Raw genomic sequence first — 17,792 nt, 5'->3', positions numbered from 1 at the left:
TCAGCATAGGAGCGCCGCGTGCGCCCTGTTCGCCGTGGTCTTGGTGTTCAGCCGACCGCCGGGGCATCGCTGCCGCCGAACCGCTCGGCCGACACGACCTGCTCCGCGACGCGGCGCAGGGCCAGCAGCACTTGCTCGGAAAGCACCGTTCCCAGCACGACGTAGCGCACGACCGATTCAAGCGAATCGGTCGGGATGCCGGCGATCTCGGCCTCGGCGACGTCGCGGGCCGCGCTGAGACCACAGCCGGTCGCCGAGACAGCGGGTGGTTCCCATCGTTTCGGCGACCAGCTGTGGTCTCACCGGTTGGAGGCGGGGAGGCCGCGGGCGGGCAGGAGGCCGGGAACGAGAAAGGGACCGCCGGGCCTGAACGGCCCGCGATCCCTTGTCTCTACTGGTGCCCCCGACTGGAATCGAACCAGCGACCTACGGTACCGGAAACCGGCGCTCTATCCCCTGAGCTACGGAGGCGTACCGAACGAGACTATCACCGCACGGCCATCCCCCTGGACGACGAAGATCGCCCCGGGGCCGAAGCCCCGGGGCGATCATTCGCGGTTTGTCGGTCTCCGTATCCAGTTACCTTTCGGCTTCTTCGTTTCCGTTTTCTGTTCGCGAAACTGAAACTACTCCGATCCGCGACGGCGTCAAGTTTTTTCCGCCAAGTCGTTTCACCTTTGCGTTGAAGGTGAAGGATCCGCCTTCTCAGCAGGGCTTATTCCGCACTGACGAGCTTGAGCCCCACGATGCATCCGACCAGCCCCAGGATGAGGAGGAACTTCACCACCGAGAAGTCCTCGTCGCCGGTGATCATGGCATACACGACGGTGATGGATGCCCCGATGCCCACCCACACCGCATACGCGGTGCCGGTGGAGATCTCGCGCATCGCGTAGGCGAGTCCGCCCATGCTCGCGACGAGCGCGACTCCGAAGATCACCGAGGGCCAGAGCTTGGTGAACCCCTCCGACTTGCCGAGCGCCGTCGCCCAGACGGCTTCCAGCACTCCTGAGACGACGAGAACCATCCACGACATGACAGCCTCCATGGCCAGTCTTGTCGCTCACCGGGTACTGAACCGTCGTCCGGGGATCCGGTCAGGATCCGGTGCCGATGCTAGCGCGAGCCCCTGTGCACGCCCTGGGCAGCACTGCCGCGGCGAGCGCTCACGGCGAGACGAAGAAGATCGCGTCGAGCAGCCCCGGGTTGTGCGCATGGACGAGCACGGCGAACACGACCGCGTCGAAGAGCAGATGCACCGTGACGACGTACGCGAGCGAGCGCGTCCGCAGGAAGATGTAGCCCTGCAGCAGCGCGAACGGGATCGTCAGCACCGGCCCCCACTCCCGGTAGCCCAGTTCCCACAGGAACGACACGAACACGATCATCTGCAGCACGTTGGCCGACAGGTCGGCGAAGTGCCGGCGCAGCAGCGCGAACACGGTGCAGATGAAGAACAGCTCGTCCCAGATGCCGACGGCCCCGACACCCACGAAGAGCCGCGCGATCAGCTCGGGGGTGTCCACCACCGGCCAGTTCATGTAGACGCCCGAGGTGATGAAGTAAAACGGCAGGATCAGCCAGCCCAGCACCAGCACGATCGCCAGCCACGCCCATTGGAACGTCGTCCAGCGCCCTCCCCCGCGCCACGGGAAGGAGATCGCCCGGTCCCGGTAGAGCCAGCGCGAGATGACATACGGCACGACCACGGCACCGCCCAGTGCGAGGGTGAAGCGCACCATCGCGGCGTTGTCGAGTTCGGCCTTCAGATCGATCAGGCTCACGATCACCAGGCCCAGGGCGATGAGCGACAGGTCGCGCAGCAGTGACGGCGGGCGGACGGCGGATGCCATCGGCTCGGTGCGCGCACCCTGGCGGCGCTCCACGACCGCGGCCAGCACGAGCCCTGCCACCAGCAGCGCCCACCCCAGCCACGGCAGCAGCAGGACGAAGAACGCCGGCGCGGCCAGGCACACCAGCAGCGCCGGGAGCGTCGCCACCGACACGAGCGGCCGGGTGCCCGGCACCACGGCCTTCACGAGCGGGCCTTGCGGGTGTAGGCCAGGTCGCGGATGTCGCGGCCCTTCGCGGTCCCCTTGCGTTCGAAGGCGGTGACCACCCGGCCGTCGAAACGCGGCGCCCACTCCCCCTCGAACGCGGGCTCGAAGTCCGCTGCATCCGCCATGACATCCCGCATCTGCAGTGCGTAGTCCTCCCAGTCCGTCGCCAGTCGCAGCACGCCGCCGTCGCGCAGTGCGCGCGCCGCGAGCTCGGGGAAGGGCGGTGCGACCAGCCGCCGCTTGACGTGCTTGTGCTTGTGCCAGGGGTCGGGGAAGAACACCCACACCTCGTCCACCGACGCCGCCGGCAGCAGGTGCTCGAGCACCTCGGGGGCGTTGGCTTCGACGACCCGCAGGTTGCGCACACCGGCGCGGTCGGCATCGAGCATCGTGCGAGCGAGCCCGGCCTTGAACACCTCGACGGCGAGGAAGTCGGTGTCAGGCCGCGCAGCGGCGGCGCGCACGATGGCGTGGCCCTGACCGGAGCCGATCTCCACGATCAGCGGGGCGGTGCGCCCGAAGACGGATGCCGGATCGATCTCCGACCCGGCGCGCACGCTGGTCGTGGCCCCATCGCGTTCCAGCGGCAGCGCGTAGTGCGGCGCGAGGTCGCGCCAGGCACGCTCCTGCGCGTCCGACATGCGGCCGCTGCGGCGCACGAACGAGACGGTGCGCTTGCGGAACGGGGCATCCTCGGAGTCGGCGGTCGGGTCCGCGTCGAGGTCAGGATCCGGCATCGTCCCAGGCTACCGGGGCCGCCCGCCCGGATCGGCGCCGAATCTCCACCGGGTCAGCCCTCCTGCGTGACGAAGTCGATCAACTGCTCCACCCGGCCCAGCAGTGCCGGGTCGAGGTCGCGGAACGTGTGGACGCTCCCGAGGATGCGCTGCCATGCCCGCGCGATGTCGGCCTGCTCTTCGGCCGGCCACCCCAGCGCCTTGCAGACGCCCGTCTTCCAGTCGGTGCCGCGCGGCACAGTCGGCCACGCCGGGATGCCGACCGCGCGCGGGGTCACGCACTCCCAGACGTCCACGTGGGGGTGACCGACGACCAGCACGTGCGCGGCGTGGGGGCCGCGAGCGACGGCATCCGCGATGCGCTGCTCCTTGGAGCCGGGGACGAGGTGGTCCACCAGCACGCCGTAGCGCCGCTGCGGACCAGGCGGTTCGGCGCGCAGGGTGTCCTCGAGCAGGTCGACACCCTGGAGGTACTCCACGACGACGCCTTCGACGCGTAGGTCCGCGCCCCAGACCTTCTCGACGAGTTCGGCGTCGTGGCGACCCTCGACGAGGATGCGGCTCGCCTTCGCGACCCGCGCGCGCTCCTCGGGTGCGGCGAACGACCCGGACGCCGTGCGGGTGCGGGGCTTGTGCGCGGCGGTCGGGGGGACCAGGTGCACGGGGTCGCCGTCGACGAGGAAGCCGGCACCGAGCGGGAACTGCCGCCGCCGTCCCACGCGGTCCTCGAGTTCCACCAAGCCCGACTGGATGCCCATGACGGCGCCGCAGAACCCGTCGCCTGCCACCTCGACCACGAGGTCGCGCGTGGCCGGCACCTTCGGGATCACCCGTCGTCCGGCGTTGCGCCAGCCCGCGGCGAGCACGTCGCCGCCGTATCGATCGTCCATGAGTCCTCCGGGGGCCAGAGCGTACCCGCCGCCCCGCCCGCGCCGTCCCCGACCCGCCGCGAACCCGCCGGCGGGCGTCTCATCGGTACCTCACAGCCGGTGAACTACCGCCGGTTCGGGGGCTCTGAATAGACTCGGAGCGAGGTGCTCGGACGGGCCTCGAAAGGGGACACGATGCGCAGGCGCTGGGCCTTGGTGCTCACGACCATTCTCACGGTGCTGCTGTCGGCCGGTGCCGTCACGGCATCCGCGACCGAACCCGTGCAGTTGGGCGCGTCCCACGTGCTCGACCAGGCCGGTGTCCTCGACGGCGGAGAGACCAGCGCGGTCGAGGGACGACTCGACGGTCTCTACGACGCCACGGGTGTCGATCTGTACGTCGCCCTCGTCGACGAGTTCACCAACCCGTCCGATCGGCAGGAGTGGGCGGATGCCGTGGCGCTGGGCAACGGTCTCGGCGAGAACCAGTACCTGCTGGCGATCGCCACCGAAGGCCGGCAGTACTACATCTCCGCCGACGCCAACGGCCCGCTCAGCGACAGCGAGCTGACCGCCACCGAAGAGGCGATCCTGCCACTGCTGCGTGATGAGGACTACAGCGGCGCGATCCAGCTGGCCGCTGATCGCTTCCAGGAAGACCTCACCAGCGCCGGCGGCGGGTGGTGGTGGCTGTGGATCCTGCTCGCGATCGCCGTCGTCGGCGTCGTGGTGTTCCTCGTCGTGCGCTCCCGGCGCTCGCGCACCGCGAAGGGGTCGACCGGTGGCGCACCGGCCGAGGAGCAGATCGACACCGTCGAACTCGCCCGCCGCGCATCCTCGGCGCTCGTCGCCGCCGACGACGCGGTGCGCACCAGTGAGCAGGAGCTCGGCTTCGCCCGCGCCCAGTTCGGCGACGCCGCGACGGTGGAGTTCGAGCAGGCGCTGACCACCGCCAAGGAGAACCTCACCAAGGCGTTCACGCTCAAGCAGCAACTCGATGACGAAGAACCCGACACCGAGCAGCAGATCCGCGCCTGGAACGCCGAGATCCTGCGGTTGTGCGAAGAGGCCGACCGGGGCCTGGACGAGAAGGCCGAGGCCTTCGACGAGCTGCGCAAACTCGAGCAGAACGCCCCCGAGGCCCTCGCCCGCGTGCAGCAGCTGCGCACCACCGTCGCTGAGGGCCTGGCGCCGGCGGCCACCGCCCTGCAGGCACTGCAGGGCACGTATGCGCCGGAAGCCCTCGCCACCATCGCCGACAACCCCGAGCAGGCCCGCGAGCGGCTCGCCTTCGCCGACGAGCAGCTCGCGCATGCCGCCGACGCGATCGCGGCGGGTGACGGCGGGGTCGCCGCCGTCGGCATCCGCGCCGCCGAGGACGCCATCGGCCAGGCACAGCTGCTCGAAGACGCCATCGGGCGCCTGTCCGCCGACCTCACGCAGGGCGAACGGGATGCCGCCGCGCTCATCGCCGATCTCGAGCAGGACATCGCGGTCGCCTCGGCACTGCCCGACGCCGACGGCCAGATCGCTGCGGCGATCGCGGCGACGCGCCAGCAGGTCGAGACGGCACGCACCAACCTGGCATCCACCGCGAAACGGCCGCTGGTGACCCTGCAGGCGCTGGAAACGGCCAACACCCGCATCGACGGCGTCGTCACCGCCGTGCGCGACGCTCAGGCGCGCGCGCAGCACGCCCGGCAGGTACTGGACCAGCAGCTCACGCAGGCCCAGGCGCAGGTCTCCGCAGCGGAGGATTACCTCAGCGCACGCCGCGGCGCGGTCGGCGCCGAAGCGCGCACCCGCCTCGCCGAGGCCGGCGCCGCGCTCATGCAGGCGCGCCAGCTCGCCGTCACCGCGCCGGAGCAGGCGCTCCCCCTCGCGCAGCGCGCCAATCAGCTTGCCGCGCAGGCCATCCACCACGCGCAGACCGACGTCGGCGGCTTCGGCGGCGGCGGCATGCTCGGCGGCGGGGGCGGCGGCAGCAACGGCATGTTCGGTGCCGTGCTCGGCGGTATCGTCATCAACTCCCTCCTCAGCGGCGGCGGCGGTGGCCGTTCCCGCGGGGGCGGCGGCTTCGGCGGCGGCTTCGGCGGCGGCTTCAGCGGCGGCAGCAGCCGTGGCCGCAGCGGCGGCGGCTCGTTCCGGCCCGGCAGTTTCGGCGGCGGCGGCACCCGCGGCCGCCGCGGAGGGGGGCGCTTCTGATCCTCCGGCCCCGCCGCGCTGCGGCATCCAAGACCACTCGACGTCAACTCGATAGGAAGGCACCACCCATGGCAAAGCAGTCCATCTTCGGTCGCATCTCGACCCTCATGAAGGCGAACATCAACTCGATCCTCGACTCCGCCGAGGACCCGCAGAAGATGCTCGACCAGCTCGTGCGCGACTACACCAACTCCATCGCGGACGCCGAGTCGGCCATCGCCGAGACGATCGGCAACCTGCGCCTGCTGGAGCGCGACCACCAGGAGGACGTGCAGGCGGCCACCGAGTGGGGCAACAAGGCACTCGCGGCCAGCCGTAAGGCCGACGAGCTGCGCACGGCCGGCAACCTCGCCGACGCCGACAAGTTCGACAACCTCGCGAAGATCGCCCTGCAGCGTCAGATCAGCGAGGAGAACGAGGCCCGGGCCATCGCCCCGACCATCGCGACGCAGTCCGAGGTCGTCGAGAAGCTCAAGGACGGCCTCAACGGCATGAAGGGCAAGCTCGACCAGCTGAAGTCGAAGCGCTCCGAGCTGCTGGCCCGCGCCAAGACCGCCGAGGCCCAGAACAAGGTGCACGACGCAGTCCGCTCCATCGACGTGCTCGACCCGACCAGCGAACTGGGTCGCTTCGAGGACAAGGTGCGCCGTCAGGAGGCCCTGGCCACCGGCAAGCAGGAGCTTGCGGCATCCACCCTCGACGCGCAGTTCAACCAGCTCGAGGACGTCGGGGAGCTCACCGAGGTCGAGGCGCGCCTGGCCGCGCTGAAGTCGGGTGCCCCGGCGAAGGCGATCGACGCCGGCGCCTGAACCGCACGCCCCACCGGGCGCCGCTCCCTCCGGGGACGGCGCCCGGTCGCGTTGCCGCGGGTGAGCGGGTGGAAAATCCCTGCCTCGACGCGCCGTCGGCGGCCGCGAGAGGCCAAGATGGAGACATGACCCGGTTCGTTGTCGTGCCGCAATGGCAGGGCTCCCCCTCTGCGCGTGCCATGCTCCTCGTCGACGGGGCGGAGGCGATCGCCGGTGACCTGCCGCGGGCATCCTGCACGCGCGTGGAGGTGCCGCTGGAGGCCGGTGAGGCACTCGGCACCGGCGTGCACCGGCTGAGCGCGCTGACGCGCATCCAGTCCCTCGTCACCGAGGCTCTCGCCCCCTATGTCGAGCCGGTGGTCGTGGTCGGCGGCGACTGCGCGGTGGCGGTGCCGGCGATCGCGCACGCCGCGTCGCGGCATCCGAACCTCGCGGTCCTCTGGTGCGACGCCCACGGCGACCTGCATGACTCCGCCTCCTCACCGTCCGGGGCGTTCGCCGGTATGGCGCTGCGCGCGGTGCTGGGCGACGACGGCGTGCTGTCGGCACCCACGTCGATCCCGCCCGAGCGGGTCGTGCTGGCCGGAGCGCGGGAACTGGATGCCGCGGAGGCGGCGTTCCTGCAGGCATCCGCTGTCACCCATGTGCCCGCCGAGGCCTTCGCCGACCCGGCCGCCCTCGCCGACGCGGTCGCGGCGACCGGCGCCGATGCGGTCTACGTGCACGTCGACCTGGACGTGCTCGACCCGGCGGCGATCACCGGCGTCGGGCTGCCGGTTCCCTTCGGGATCGACGTCGCGCAGCTCGTCGCGGCACTCGGACAGCTGCGGGAGCGGATGCCGCTGGTCGGCGCGTCCCTGTCGGGTTTCGCCCCTGCGACGCCGCTGGCCGCCGTCGATGACCTGGGAGCGATCCTGCGCGTGGTCGGAGCGCTGGCGTGAGCCCGATCCCGACTCCCCCCGCCGACTGGCGGGCCGCCGCGGAACGTGCCGCGGCGCGCCAGCGGCGGTGGGACCGGTTGATCCCGGGGTTCGTGCTGGATTCCCCGGTCAGCCGACTCGGCTACCTGTGGGGAACCACCGTCGGGTGGGTCTGGGGCACGCTCTGGTCCACCGGCCGCGTGGAGCACCGCGGCGGACTGTGGATCTTCCGAGGCATGCCGGCGTGGACATACGGCCGCGGCGGGGTGTGCGTGGGCGGCTGCTTCCTCACCGGCGAGGGCCGGATTCCGCCTGGCCTGCTCGCCCACGAAGCCGTGCACAAGCGGCAGTGGCAGCGTTACGGCATGCTCATGCCGCTGCTGTACCTCGCTGCGGGGCGCAATCCGCTGACGAACCGCTTCGAGATCGAAGCGGGTCTGGAAAACGGCCGCTACGTGCCGCGCGGAGCCTGATCCGGCTCAGCGCGCGGTAGTCAGGCCGAACCGCTCAGGAGTGCGGATGCCGTCGGCGGGAATCCCCAGCCGATCGGTGAGGTGGTCGACGATGTCGGCGGTGCCGAGGTAGCCGCCCAGCAGGAACACCCGCGTGGCGTGGTCTTCGGCGCACAGCATCTCGTCCGCCCAGGCGCATACCGCGCGCGACAGCGCCTCGCCGGGCGCGCAACCGCGACCGGACCCGGGTGCACCGGAGCGGCGCGAGCGGTCGAGCCAGGTCACCGTCATCCGCGGCGGCACCGCGAGATCGGTGGGCCACTGCCCATCCGGGACCTCGATGAACACGCGACCGGTCGAGCACAGCGGCAGCGTCGCGATGAGCGCCTCGAGGTCCGCGAGCGAGTGCTCATCGGCCGTGATGAGGTGCTGCACACGCGTGTGCTTGGCAGCCCGGCAGGCGGCGGCGGTGTGATCGAGGGAGGTCATGGCCCTCTCACGATAGCACTTATGAGGGTTGCCTAACCTGAGTGAGTTTCAGTCCCGACGGACGAGCACGCGGGCAAGCTCCGCGATCTCGTCGTCGGTCAGTCCGTGGGCGCGCAGGAACTCCACCGGTGCGCCGTACTGCGCGCGCAGCCCCTCCAGCAGGGTGCGCATCGCGGCGGCGGGCGACTTGGTCGCCAGCTCCTCCAGGAACTGAGCCTCGGGATGCTGCGAGCGCAGATACGCCAGCACGCGGGCATTGCGCTGCGCCGGCAGCATCACCTCGGTGCGCGCGTAGTCGGCGACGACGGCTTCCTCGTCGACCCCGGCGGCTGCGAGCGTGAGGGCCACCGTCACACCGGTGCGGTCCTTGCCCACGGTGCAGTGCACCAGCACCGGCTGGTCGGCGAGCACTCCGCGCACGACGTCGACCACCCGGTCGGCCGCTTCGTCCAGCATCGTGCGGTAGAAATCGTCCAGGCCGACGTCGCGCTCGAAGAAGGATGCCGCCGACCCGAGGAACAGCGGCACCCGCAGCGTCTGGACGCTGAGCCCGTCCAGCAGCGACGGCTCCCTGGCGATCTCGTCGTCGGCCCGCAGGTCGATCACCCGCCGCAGCCCCAGTTCGCGCAGGGTGGCCCGGCCCCCCTCGTCCAGCCGGGCGAGGTTGCCGGAGCGGAACAGCACCCCCGAGCGCGTCACGCCCGAGCCCGCCGGCAGTCCCCCGACGTCCCGGAAGTTCAGCGCGCCGGAGACCACCCATCCGGCATCGGTCACGCCTGCTCCTCGCGACGCGTCGGTACCGGGTAGCGCCCGGCGACCGCGATGCGGTTGAACGCGTTGATCGCCACCAGGATCCAGCTCAGCGCGACGTACTCCTTCTCGGAGAGGATGCCGCCGACGCGGTCGTACACGTCGTCGGGCACGCCGTCCTCGTGGATGAAGACGTGCGCCTCGGTCAGCTCGAGAGCGGCACGCTCCCGCTCGGTGAACACTCCGGAGTCACGCCACACCGCCAGCTGCGCGATCTCGTCCGCCGTGACGCCGAGGGCGTCCGCCCGGTCCGCGTGCAGCCGCACGCAATAGGAACAGCCGTTCAGTTGCGATGCGTGGATCTGCACGAGTTCCCGCAGGCGCGGTTCCAGCCCGGCATCCTCGGCCAACGAGCCGACCGTCTTCGAGAACGCATCAAGCGCCGTGTACACCTCGCGGGCTGATCGGGCCAGGTGTACGCGCGGAACGTCGGTCATGGTTCGACCCTATGCCCGCCATGGCCGCGGAACCGGGCAGAATGCACGAGGATGCCCGACCATTGCCGGGCGGACCCTAGGCTGGTAGGCGCACCAGAGTACGCAGGAGGTCTCGGACAGCGATGATGCCTCCCGCCCTTGCGAAAGGACCCCCCACATGCTCCGCCGCACCGCCCTGACCGCCGCGGCCCTGCTCGCCACCGGCGCGCTGCTGCTGACCTCCTGCAGCGCCGACCCGGCACCGTCGCCGACGACCAGCGCCGTGGCCGATGCGGATGCCTCCGTAGCGCTGCGCCTGGTTTCCGAACCCGGCAACCTCGACATCCGCGAGACCGCCGGCGCAGCGCTGGACCAGCTGCTGATCGACAACGTCTACCAGGGCCTGGTCTCGCGCACCGCCGAGCAGGACATCGTGCCCGCGCTGGCCAGCGACTTCGAGGTCTCCCCCGACGGCCTCACCTACACCTTCACGCTCCGCGAGGGCGTCCTCTTCCACGACGGGCAGCCGCTGACACCGCAGGACGTGGTGTGGTCGCTCACCCAGGTGAAGGACACCGCGTCCTACCGGGACTCCGCCCGGCTGGCAGGCGTCACCGGCATCGCCGCCGACGGGCAGGACATCACCCTCACCCTCGCCGAGCCCGACTCGAGCCTGCTGTGGAACCTCACCGGTCGAGCAGGGCTGATCCTCAAGGAAGGCGACACGACCGACCGCAAGATCGCGGCCAACGGCACCGGGCCGTTCACCCTGGAAAGCTGGAAGCAGGGCGACAGCGTCACGCTGCAGCGCTTCGGTGACTACTGGGGCGACCCGGCGGGTGTGGCCGAGGTGGTGTTCGCCTACATCCCCGAGACGCAGGCGGCGCTGAACGCCGCGCTGGCCGGCGAGGTCGACGTCGTCACCGGCTTCGACGCCAACCTCACCGAGCAGATCGAGGCGGGCGCCGAGTTCGCCGTCGAGGTCGGCGCGTCCACCGACAAGGGCACCCTGGCGATGAATTCGACCACCGGCCCGCTCGCCGATGTGGAGGTGCGCCAGGCCATCCGCCAGGCCATCGACCACGACGCCATCGTGGAAGCCCTCGGCGTCGGCCAGACCCAGTACGGGCCGATCCCCGAGCTCGACCCCGGTTACGAGGGCCTGTCCGACGTCGTCCCCTTCGACCCCGAGGCCGCTCGCGAACTGCTGGCCGAGGCGGGGGAAGAGGATCTCGAGCTGACCCTGACGATCCCCTCCTTCTACGGCACCACGGTGACGCAGATCCTGGTGTCGAACCTGAACGACGTGGGCGTCACGCTGCACGTCGACCAGGTGGAGTTCTCGTCCTGGCTCAACGACGTGTACACCAACCACGACTACGAGCTCAGCTTCGTGCTGCACACCGAGGCGCGCGACTTCGAGAACTGGGCGGACCCCGACTACTACTTCGGCTACGACAACGCCGAGGTGCAGGAGCTGTTCGCGCAATCGCTGGCCGCCACCGACGAGGCCGAGGCCGCCGAGCTGCTCGCGCAGGCGGCGCGCATCGTCTCCGAGGACCACGCCGCCGACTGGCTGTACAACGGCGAGTCGGTCGTCGCGGTCGGCGCTAGCATCTCGGGTATGCCCACGGTGAATGTGAACGAGCGGCTCAATCTTGCCGAGCTGACCAAGAGCGAGGGGTGATCCGCTACGCGCTGACACGACTGGTCCTGCTGCTGGTGGGCCTCGTCGTTGCCAGCGTGTTGATCTTCCTGACCCTTCGTGTGCTCCCCGGCGACGTCGCGCAGATGGTCGCGGGGGTCGGCAGCACCCCCGAGCAGGTCGCCGCGGTGCGCGCGAGGCTCGGCATGGACCGGCCGCTGTTCGTGCAGTACGTCGAGTGGATCGCGGGGATCTTCCGCGGGGACCTGGGCACGTCGCTGCTCACCGGCACCCCGGTGACGACCGAACTGGCCGAGAAGGCGCAGGTGACGGTGCCGCTGGGCATCATGTCGCTGCTGATCGCCCTGCTGTTCAGCCTGCCGCTGGGCGTGGCATCGGCGCTGCGTCGCGGCCGGGCCGACGGCACCCTGATCACCGTCGCGGCGCAGGCCGTCGCCGCGGTGCCGGTGGTGTGGGCCGGCATGATGCTCGTCGTGGTGTTCGCGGTGTGGCTGGGGTGGCTCCCCGCGCAGGGCTTCCCGCGCGCCGGCTGGGACGACCCCGCCGCGGCGCTGCGATCGCTGCTACTGCCGGCCGTGACCATCGGCATCGTCGAGGGCGCCATGCTGCTGCGGTTCGTACGGTCGGCGACGCTGCAGGCGGTCGGCCAGGACTACGTGCGCACCGCCGCCGCGAAGGGTCTCACCCGCACGCAGGCGATGCTGCGCCATGGCCTGCCCAACGTGGGCCTATCGGTGATCACGGTGCTGGGGCTGCAGGTGGCCGGCATCATCGTCGGCGCCGTAGTCATCGAGCAGCTGTTCTCGCTGCCCGGCATCGGCCGCATGCTGGTCACCGATGTCGGGGCCCGCGACCTGCCGAAGGTGCAGGGCGAACTGCTCGTGCTCACCGGCTTCGTACTGCTCGTGGGGTTCCTCGTCGACCTCTTCCACCGGGTCATCGACCCTCGGCAGCGGGAGGCGGAATGAGGCACGCGAAGACGGCTCCCGCCACTTCGGCACACCCGGGGCGCTGGGCGTGGCTGCGCCGACTGACGCAGCTGACCACCGGCCGCGTGGGTCTGACGATCTTCGCGATCGTCGGACTGACGGCGCTGGTCGCGGCGTTGTGGACCCCGTACGACCCGCATCACGTCGATATAGCCAACCGCTGGGCTCCCCCTGGCTGGCCGCATCTGCTCGGCACCGACGGCACCGGTCGGGACATCCTGAGCCTGCTGATGGCCGGGGCGGAGACGACCGTCTGGGTGGCGCTGGGGGCGGGCCTGGTGGCGACTCTCATCGGCATCGTGCTGGCCTCGCTCGGCGCGCTGACGGCGCGCTGGATGCGGGAGTCGGTCGCGGTCCTCGTGGACATCCTCATCGCCTTCCCGGTGCTGCTGATCGCGATGATGATCTCCGCCGTCTGGGGCGGGTCGCTGTGGGTGGTGATCCTCTCGGTCGGCATCGGCTTCGGCGTCAACATCGCCCGGGTCACCCGGCCGGAGCTGCGCCGCGTGCTGCACAGCGAGTTCGTGCTCGCCGGCCGCGCGGCCGGGCTCACGCCGGTGCAGAACCTGCTGCGTCACCTGCTGCCCAACGTCGCGCCGGTGTTCATCGTGCAGCTGTCCTGGGGCATGGCCGTCGCCGTGCTCGCCGAGGCGGGACTGTCCTACCTCGGGTTCGGCGCACCGGTGACTCAGCCGTCATGGGGCGTGCTGCTGAGCGACCTGCAGGCCTACATCACGGTGCATCCGCTGTCGGTGGTCTGGCCAGGGCTGGCGATCACCCTCACCGTGCTGGGACTGAACCTCCTGGGCGACGGGCTGCGCGAAGCGACCGACCCGACCCTCACCCGGCGCAGCAACGCCGCCCGCGCACACGTTCCGGAGGTGGTCGCATGAGCCTTGAGGTGCGCGACCTCGCGATCGAGATCAACGGCCGCCGTGTCGTGGACGGCGTCTCCTTCGACGTCCCCGACTCGGCCCGCGTCGGCCTCATCGGCGAATCGGGGTCCGGCAAGTCGCTCACGGCCCTGGCCATCATGGGGCTGCTGCCGGACACCGCGACGACCACCGGCAGCATCCGCTGGAACGGCCGCGAACTGATCGGACTGCACGACCGGGAACTGGCCCAGCTGCGCGGCGACGAGATCGGCATCGTCTTCCAGGAGCCGCGTACCGCGCTGAACCCGATCCGCACCGTCGGGCGGCAGATCGCCGAGTCGGTGCGCATCCACGAACGCATCCCGCGGCGGGAGGCCAAGGCCCGCGCCGTCGCGGAGGCCGGTCGGGTCGCGCTGCCCGATCCGCAGCAGATCATCGCGCGCTACCCGCACCAGCTCTCCGGCGGTCAGCGCCAGCGCGTCGCGATCGCGATGGCGCTGGCTTGCCGCCCGCGCCTGCTCATCGCCGACGAGCCGACGACCGCGCTGGACGTGACGATCCAGGCCGAGATCCTGCAGTTGCTCGGGGACCTCGTCACCGGCGACGGCATGTCGCTGGTGTTCATCACGCACGACCTGGCGGTGCTCTCGCAGATCGCCACCCACGGCGTGGTGCTCGATCAGGGCCGGGTCGTGGAGTCGGCGCCGGTGGCGGACCTGCTCACCACCCCCTCGTCGGACGTGACCCGGGGCCTGCTGCGGGATGCCACCGCGACGCTGTGGCGGCCGGGAGGCGGCGCATGACCGCTTTGCTGCGCGGTCGCGGACTCACCCGCCGCCACCCGATCCCCCGCGCCGGCCTGTTCGAGCCGCGGCGCTGGACGACGGCGCTGGAGGATGCCGACATCGACGTCGCCGAGAACTCGGCGCTGGGCATCATCGGCGAATCGGGGTCGGGCAAATCCACGCTCGTGCGGCTGCTGCTGGGACTGGACACCCCCACTGCGGGGACGGTGGAGTTCGACGGCCGGCCGGTCGTGGCATCCGCCCCCGCCCGCTCGCTGCATTGGCTGCGGCGGCAGACCGGCATCGTCTTCCAGGACCCCTACGCGTCGCTGGATCCGCGCATGAGCGTCGGCCGCATCATCGCCGAGCCGCTGTGGGCGCTGGGAATCGACGGCGACCGCCGCGCCCGCGTGCGCGAAGTGCTCGCCGATGTGGGGCTGGAGCCGGCGATGGCCGACCGCTTCCCGCACGAGTTCTCCGGCGGGCAGCGGCAGCGCATCGCGATCGCCCGCGCCGTCGTGCACCGGCCCCGGCTGCTGGTCGGCGACGAGCCGCTGTCAGCGCTGGATGTCACAGTGCGCGCCCAGATCCTGGAACTGCTGCGGGACCTGCAGCGCCGCGACGGGCTCGCGCTCGTACTGGTCTCGCACGACATCGGCGTCGTGCAGAACCTGTGCGACGACGTGATCGTCATGAAGGACGGCCGCGTCGTGGAGGAAGGCCCCACCGAGAAGGTACTGCTGACGCCGCAGGTCGCCTACACGCGGCGCCTCCTGGCGTCGATCCCGGTGATCGACCCCGACGGTGCCGTTCCGGATGTCGGCTCATCCCCCTAGCCTCATCCCATGAACGCGATCATCCCGCCCTACCTGCTGGCCCGCATCGCCGCGAGCGACGACCCGCAGCTGGCGCGGGCCGCTCAGGCGGCGCGTGCCACGCTTGAGGCCGAACGCAGCTACCACCCCGACCTCACGCGCCTGCGGCTGTCGATCGACGAAACCGGGTCGCTCGTGGCCGAGGGGGCGCCCGCGCCCGACCGGGTCATCTCCGATGCGCAGAACCAGGAGGTGCTGCCGGGGGTGCAGGTGCGGGGCGAGGCCGACCCGCCCACCGGCGATGAGGCGGTCGACGAGGCGTTCGACGGCCTCGGCGCCACGTTCGACTTCTTCTGGGATGCGTTCGGGCGGGTCGGCATCGACGGCGCCGGCGGCACGCTCGCGGCGACCGTGCACTTCGGCGTCGACTACGACAACGCGTTCTGGAACGGCGAGCGCATGGTGTTCGGCGACGGCGACGGCGAGGTGTTCACCGGGTTCACCAACTCGCTCACCGTCATCGCGCACGAGCTGACCCACGGGGTCACCGAACACGCCGGCGGCATGGTCTACCAGGGCCAGTCCGGGGCGCTCAACGAGTCCATGTCCGACGTCTTCGGCGCGCTGGCCGAACAGCACCATCTCGGCCACAGCGCTGCCGAGGCATCCTGGCTCATCGGGGCAGGGATCTTCACGGATGCCGTGGAGGGCGAGGCGCTGCGCTCGCTCGCGGCGCCGGGGACCGCCTACGACGACGATGTGCTCGGCAAGGACCCGCAACCGGATCACATGGACGGCTACGTCTTCACCGACGAGGACAACGGCGGAGTGCACATCAACTCCGGCATCCCCAACCACGCCTTCTACCGCACCGCGATGGCGCTCGGCGGCAACGCCTGGGAGCGCGCCGGGCTCATCTGGTACCGCACCCTCACCGCGGGCACGCTGTCGTCGACGCCCGACTTCGTCACGTTCGCCCAGGCGACCCTGGCCGCGGCACAGGCGGAGTACGGTGAGGGTTCGGAGGAGGTCGCCGCCGTCCGCGCCGGCTGGACGGGCGTCGGTGTGATCGAGGATGAAGCAGCAGGATGAGCCGTCTGTCACGGTGACGGTGGTGCGCACCGGCGGCATCGCCGGCATGCGCCGGCAGTGGCGGGCCGCCCCGGTGGGGGAAGAGGCCGGCGAGTGGGTCACGCTGATCGAACAGTGCCCCTGGGACCGATCCCCCGGTGACGCCTCCGGCGCCGATCGCTTCTGCTGGCGGGTGAGCGCCGAGGCCGGTGCCACGAAACACGAGGCCGACCTGCCCGACGCCGACGTGCAGGGGCCGTGGCGCGCGCTGATCGACGCGGTGCGAGCCTGGCCCGAGGTCAGCCTTCGCGCAACCGCCCGAACAGACCCCGCTTCTTGACCGGGTTCAGCGACTTCTGCATATAGATCGTGCCGAGCCAGCGGCCGAACTTGTGGCCCACGCGCCCCATGCGGCCCACCTCGACGAAGCCGAGCTTCTCGTGGAGGGCGACGGATGCCTCCGCCCCCCGGTCACTGATGATCGCGACCATTTCCCGGATGCCTGCCTGCTCGCTCGCCTCGATGAGCGCCTCCAGCAACGCCCGGCCGAGCCCCTTGCCGGTGGCCGCCTGACCGAGGTAGATCGAGTCCTCCACGCTGTAGCGGTACCCCGATTTGCTGGACAGCGGCGAGACGTACGCGTAACCGAGGATCTGCCCCGACGGCGACTGGGCCACCAGGAACGGCAGCCCCAGTTTCTGCGCGTGGGTCAGCTTGTCGCGCCACTGCGCGATCGACCACCTCTTCTCGTCGAACGTGACGACCGAGTTGGTGACGTAGTGGTTGTAGATCTCCCGGATGTCGGGCACGTCGCCCACCTCGGCGGCGCGGATGACGAAGGAGAACGGCTGCTCCGGCTCCGCCCGGCGGCGCAGATGCCACGGCAGGCGTCTGCGGTCGCGATCGTACTCGTCCTCCAGCATGACCGTCAGCCTAGGGCCGAGGCGGGGGGAAGTCGCCAATCCACGGCCGTCCCGCCCTGCTGCGTGAGCAGCGCATCGACGCGGGAGAAGGGCTTCGAGCCGAAGAATCCGCGGGATGCCGACAGCGGCGAGGGATGAGCGGACTCCACGCGCGGCGTCGCCCCCAAGAGCGGACCGAGAGCTGCGGCATCCCTCCCCCACAGGATCGCCACCAGCGGCCGCTCGCGCGCAACCAGCACCCGGATCGCGTGCTCGGTCACCCTCTCCCATCCCCAGCCGCGGTGCGACGCGGGAACCCCGGGCGCGACCGTGAGCACACGGTTGAGCAGCATGACGCCCTGATCGCTCCACGCCGACAGATCGCCGTGCTCGGCCGGCGGGATGCCGAGGTCGTCCTCGAGCTCGCGGTAGATGTTGCGCAGGCTCCGCGGCAGCGGGCGCACGTCGGCGTCCACCGCGAACGACAGCCCGATGGGGTGCCCCGGCGTCGGATAAGGGTCCTGGCCGACGATCAGCACCCGCACGTCGGCCAACGGCCGCTGGAAGGCCCGCAGCACCCGCTCGCCGGCGGGCAGGTAGCCGCGGCCGGCGGCCGTCTCGGCTCGCAGCCGTTCCCCAAGAGCGGCGATGTCGTCGGCGACGGGCGCCAAGGCCTGCGCCCACCCGGCATCCATCAGCCCGGCATCAGCCAGTTCGGGCAGGGTCATCGCCATGTTCTGCTCCGTCCACACCGGTCCAGCCTACGGACGGCGCGCGAGTGCTCCCCGACGCCGGCGCGCAATTCAGGAAGAACGGGGTGCCGGTGGGGGCCTGCGGGTGCCGGTGGCCGGTTCTTCCTGAGTTATGGTCCGGGGCGGTGGGTGGAGGATCGGTCGCGTTTCCTCCCCAGGCGGGGATGTGG

21 protein-coding genes, 1 tRNA gene and 1 riboswitch are annotated in these 17,792 nt (G+C 71.0%); of the genes, 11 read left to right on the top strand and 11 right to left on the bottom strand.

The genetic code is table 11. The features are described 5' to 3' along the window. Window positions 1-47: 47 nt before the first annotated feature. The 6 genes from QNO11_RS04095 to QNO11_RS04070 all read right to left on the bottom strand — a co-directional run bounded on the left by QNO11_RS04095 (window position 48) and on the right by QNO11_RS04070 (window position 3,687). The gene (locus QNO11_RS04095) at window positions 48-170 is read right to left on the bottom strand and encodes a hypothetical protein (protein ID WP_257509458.1); all 123 of its coding nucleotides are present in this window, start codon (window positions 168-170) and stop codon (window positions 48-50) included. A gap of 225 nt (window positions 171-395) precedes the next feature. After that, window positions 396-471: transfer RNA gene (locus tag QNO11_RS04090), tRNA-Arg, on the bottom strand. A gap of 244 nt (window positions 472-715) precedes the next feature. Continuing rightward, window positions 716-1,036, bottom strand: coding sequence for a DMT family transporter (locus tag QNO11_RS04085; RefSeq protein ID WP_257509457.1), 321 nt, complete (start codon window positions 1,034-1,036; stop codon window positions 716-718). Between the two features lie 10 nt (window positions 1,037-1,046). After that, window positions 1,047-1,109, bottom strand: a riboswitch (guanidine-III (ykkC-III) riboswitch). A 57-nt stretch (window positions 1,110-1,166) separates the two neighbouring features. Continuing rightward, window positions 1,167-2,039: a CPBP family intramembrane glutamic endopeptidase gene (locus QNO11_RS04080; protein ID WP_257509456.1), complete on the bottom strand. Its 873-nt coding sequence runs from the start codon at window positions 2,037-2,039 to the stop codon at window positions 1,167-1,169. Continuing rightward, complete coding sequence (trmB, locus tag QNO11_RS04075) at window positions 2,036-2,797, bottom strand: tRNA (guanosine(46)-N7)-methyltransferase TrmB (protein WP_257509455.1); 762 nt, start codon at window positions 2,795-2,797, stop codon at window positions 2,036-2,038. Before trmB ends, QNO11_RS04080 begins: the two co-directional genes overlap by 4 nt. Window positions 2,798-2,850: 53 nt before the next feature. Then, complete coding sequence (locus tag QNO11_RS04070) at window positions 2,851-3,687, bottom strand: DUF3097 domain-containing protein (RefSeq protein ID WP_257509454.1); 837 nt, start codon at window positions 3,685-3,687, stop codon at window positions 2,851-2,853. Window positions 3,688-3,861: 174 nt separating this feature from the next. On the opposite strand from QNO11_RS04070, the gene QNO11_RS04065 reads away from it, so the two are divergent. From QNO11_RS04065 to QNO11_RS04050, 4 genes are all read left to right on the top strand, one after another. Beyond that, window positions 3,862-5,871 carry a TPM domain-containing protein gene (locus QNO11_RS04065; protein ID WP_257509453.1) on the top strand — a complete coding sequence of 670 codons (2,010 nt, stop codon included), beginning with the start codon at window positions 3,862-3,864 and terminating at the stop codon, window positions 5,869-5,871. 68 nt (window positions 5,872-5,939) lie between these two features. Beyond that, window positions 5,940-6,680 carry a PspA/IM30 family protein gene (locus QNO11_RS04060; RefSeq protein WP_257509452.1) on the top strand — a complete coding sequence of 247 codons (741 nt, stop codon included), beginning with the start codon at window positions 5,940-5,942 and terminating at the stop codon, window positions 6,678-6,680. Window positions 6,681-6,805: 125 nt separating this feature from the next. Further along, window positions 6,806-7,621 carry an arginase family protein gene (locus tag QNO11_RS04055; protein WP_257509451.1) on the top strand — a complete coding sequence of 272 codons (816 nt, stop codon included), beginning with the start codon at window positions 6,806-6,808 and terminating at the stop codon, window positions 7,619-7,621. Then, a complete protein-coding gene (locus QNO11_RS04050) occupies window positions 7,618-8,073 on the top strand; it encodes a Fe-S oxidoreductase (protein ID WP_257509450.1) in 456 nt (151 codons plus the stop codon). Before QNO11_RS04055 ends, QNO11_RS04050 begins: the two co-directional genes overlap by 4 nt. 6 nt (window positions 8,074-8,079) lie before the next feature. Here QNO11_RS04050 and QNO11_RS04045 read toward each other — a convergent pair whose 3' ends face one another. Genes QNO11_RS04045 through QNO11_RS04035 form a run of 3 tightly spaced genes read right to left on the bottom strand, consistent with a single transcriptional unit; the run spans window position 8,080 to window position 9,788 of the window. Beyond that, on the bottom strand, window positions 8,080-8,541 hold the full coding sequence (locus QNO11_RS04045; protein ID WP_257509449.1) for an SIP domain-containing protein: 462 nt from the start codon (window positions 8,539-8,541) through the stop codon (window positions 8,080-8,082). A 48-nt stretch (window positions 8,542-8,589) separates the two neighbouring features. Continuing rightward, entirely contained in the window at window positions 8,590-9,315 is a 726-nt protein-coding gene (locus QNO11_RS04040; RefSeq protein WP_257509448.1) for a tyrosine-protein phosphatase, read from the bottom strand. Then, window positions 9,312-9,788 carry a carboxymuconolactone decarboxylase family protein gene (locus tag QNO11_RS04035; RefSeq protein ID WP_257509447.1) on the bottom strand — a complete coding sequence of 159 codons (477 nt, stop codon included), beginning with the start codon at window positions 9,786-9,788 and terminating at the stop codon, window positions 9,312-9,314. The genes QNO11_RS04040 and QNO11_RS04035 overlap by 4 nt, the downstream gene beginning before the upstream one ends. A gap of 157 nt (window positions 9,789-9,945) precedes the next feature. On the opposite strand from QNO11_RS04035, the gene QNO11_RS04030 reads away from it, so the two are divergent. Genes QNO11_RS04030 through QNO11_RS04000 form a run of 7 tightly spaced genes read left to right on the top strand, consistent with a single transcriptional unit; the run spans window position 9,946 to window position 16,308 of the window. Continuing rightward, window positions 9,946-11,454: an ABC transporter substrate-binding protein gene (locus QNO11_RS04030; protein ID WP_257509446.1), complete on the top strand. Its 1,509-nt coding sequence runs from the start codon at window positions 9,946-9,948 to the stop codon at window positions 11,452-11,454. Continuing rightward, window positions 11,451-12,401 (top strand): ABC transporter permease, encoded by a 951-nt coding sequence (locus QNO11_RS04025; RefSeq protein ID WP_257509445.1) that lies wholly within the window; start codon window positions 11,451-11,453, stop codon window positions 12,399-12,401. Before QNO11_RS04030 ends, QNO11_RS04025 begins: the two co-directional genes overlap by 4 nt. Further along, window positions 12,398-13,315, top strand: coding sequence for an ABC transporter permease (locus QNO11_RS04020; RefSeq protein ID WP_257509444.1), 918 nt, complete (start codon window positions 12,398-12,400; stop codon window positions 13,313-13,315). Before QNO11_RS04025 ends, QNO11_RS04020 begins: the two co-directional genes overlap by 4 nt. Continuing rightward, entirely contained in the window at window positions 13,312-14,100 is a 789-nt protein-coding gene (locus QNO11_RS04015; protein ID WP_257509443.1) for an ATP-binding cassette domain-containing protein, read from the top strand. The genes QNO11_RS04020 and QNO11_RS04015 overlap by 4 nt, the downstream gene beginning before the upstream one ends. Next, window positions 14,097-14,918 carry an ATP-binding cassette domain-containing protein gene (locus tag QNO11_RS04010; protein WP_257509442.1) on the top strand — a complete coding sequence of 274 codons (822 nt, stop codon included), beginning with the start codon at window positions 14,097-14,099 and terminating at the stop codon, window positions 14,916-14,918. The genes QNO11_RS04015 and QNO11_RS04010 overlap by 4 nt, the downstream gene beginning before the upstream one ends. A gap of 9 nt (window positions 14,919-14,927) precedes the next feature. Next, window positions 14,928-15,989, top strand: a complete 1,062-nt coding sequence (locus QNO11_RS04005) for a M4 family metallopeptidase (RefSeq protein WP_257509441.1) — start codon at window positions 14,928-14,930, stop codon at window positions 15,987-15,989. Next, the gene (locus QNO11_RS04000) at window positions 15,973-16,308 is read left to right on the top strand and encodes a protealysin inhibitor emfourin (RefSeq protein WP_257509440.1); all 336 of its coding nucleotides are present in this window, start codon (window positions 15,973-15,975) and stop codon (window positions 16,306-16,308) included. Before QNO11_RS04005 ends, QNO11_RS04000 begins: the two co-directional genes overlap by 17 nt. On the opposite strand, the gene QNO11_RS03995 is transcribed toward QNO11_RS04000, so the two are convergent. Next, a complete protein-coding gene (locus tag QNO11_RS03995) occupies window positions 16,268-16,891 on the bottom strand; it encodes a GNAT family N-acetyltransferase (RefSeq protein ID WP_257509439.1) in 624 nt (207 codons plus the stop codon). The genes QNO11_RS04000 and QNO11_RS03995 overlap by 41 nt on opposite strands. A gap of 5 nt (window positions 16,892-16,896) precedes the next feature. Then, window positions 16,897-17,604, bottom strand: a complete 708-nt coding sequence (locus QNO11_RS03990) for a uracil-DNA glycosylase (protein ID WP_257509537.1) — start codon at window positions 17,602-17,604, stop codon at window positions 16,897-16,899. Between the last annotated feature and the right edge of the window lie 188 nt (window positions 17,605-17,792).

Origin of the sequence: Microbacterium sp. zg-B96 (genome assembly GCF_030246865.1) — a bacterium.
In the GTDB taxonomy this organism is placed as follows: Bacteria; Actinomycetota; Actinomycetes; order Actinomycetales; family Microbacteriaceae; genus Microbacterium.
The sequence above is the reverse complement of the archived record's forward strand: the minus strand, read 5'-3'. Positions and strand labels throughout refer to the sequence as shown.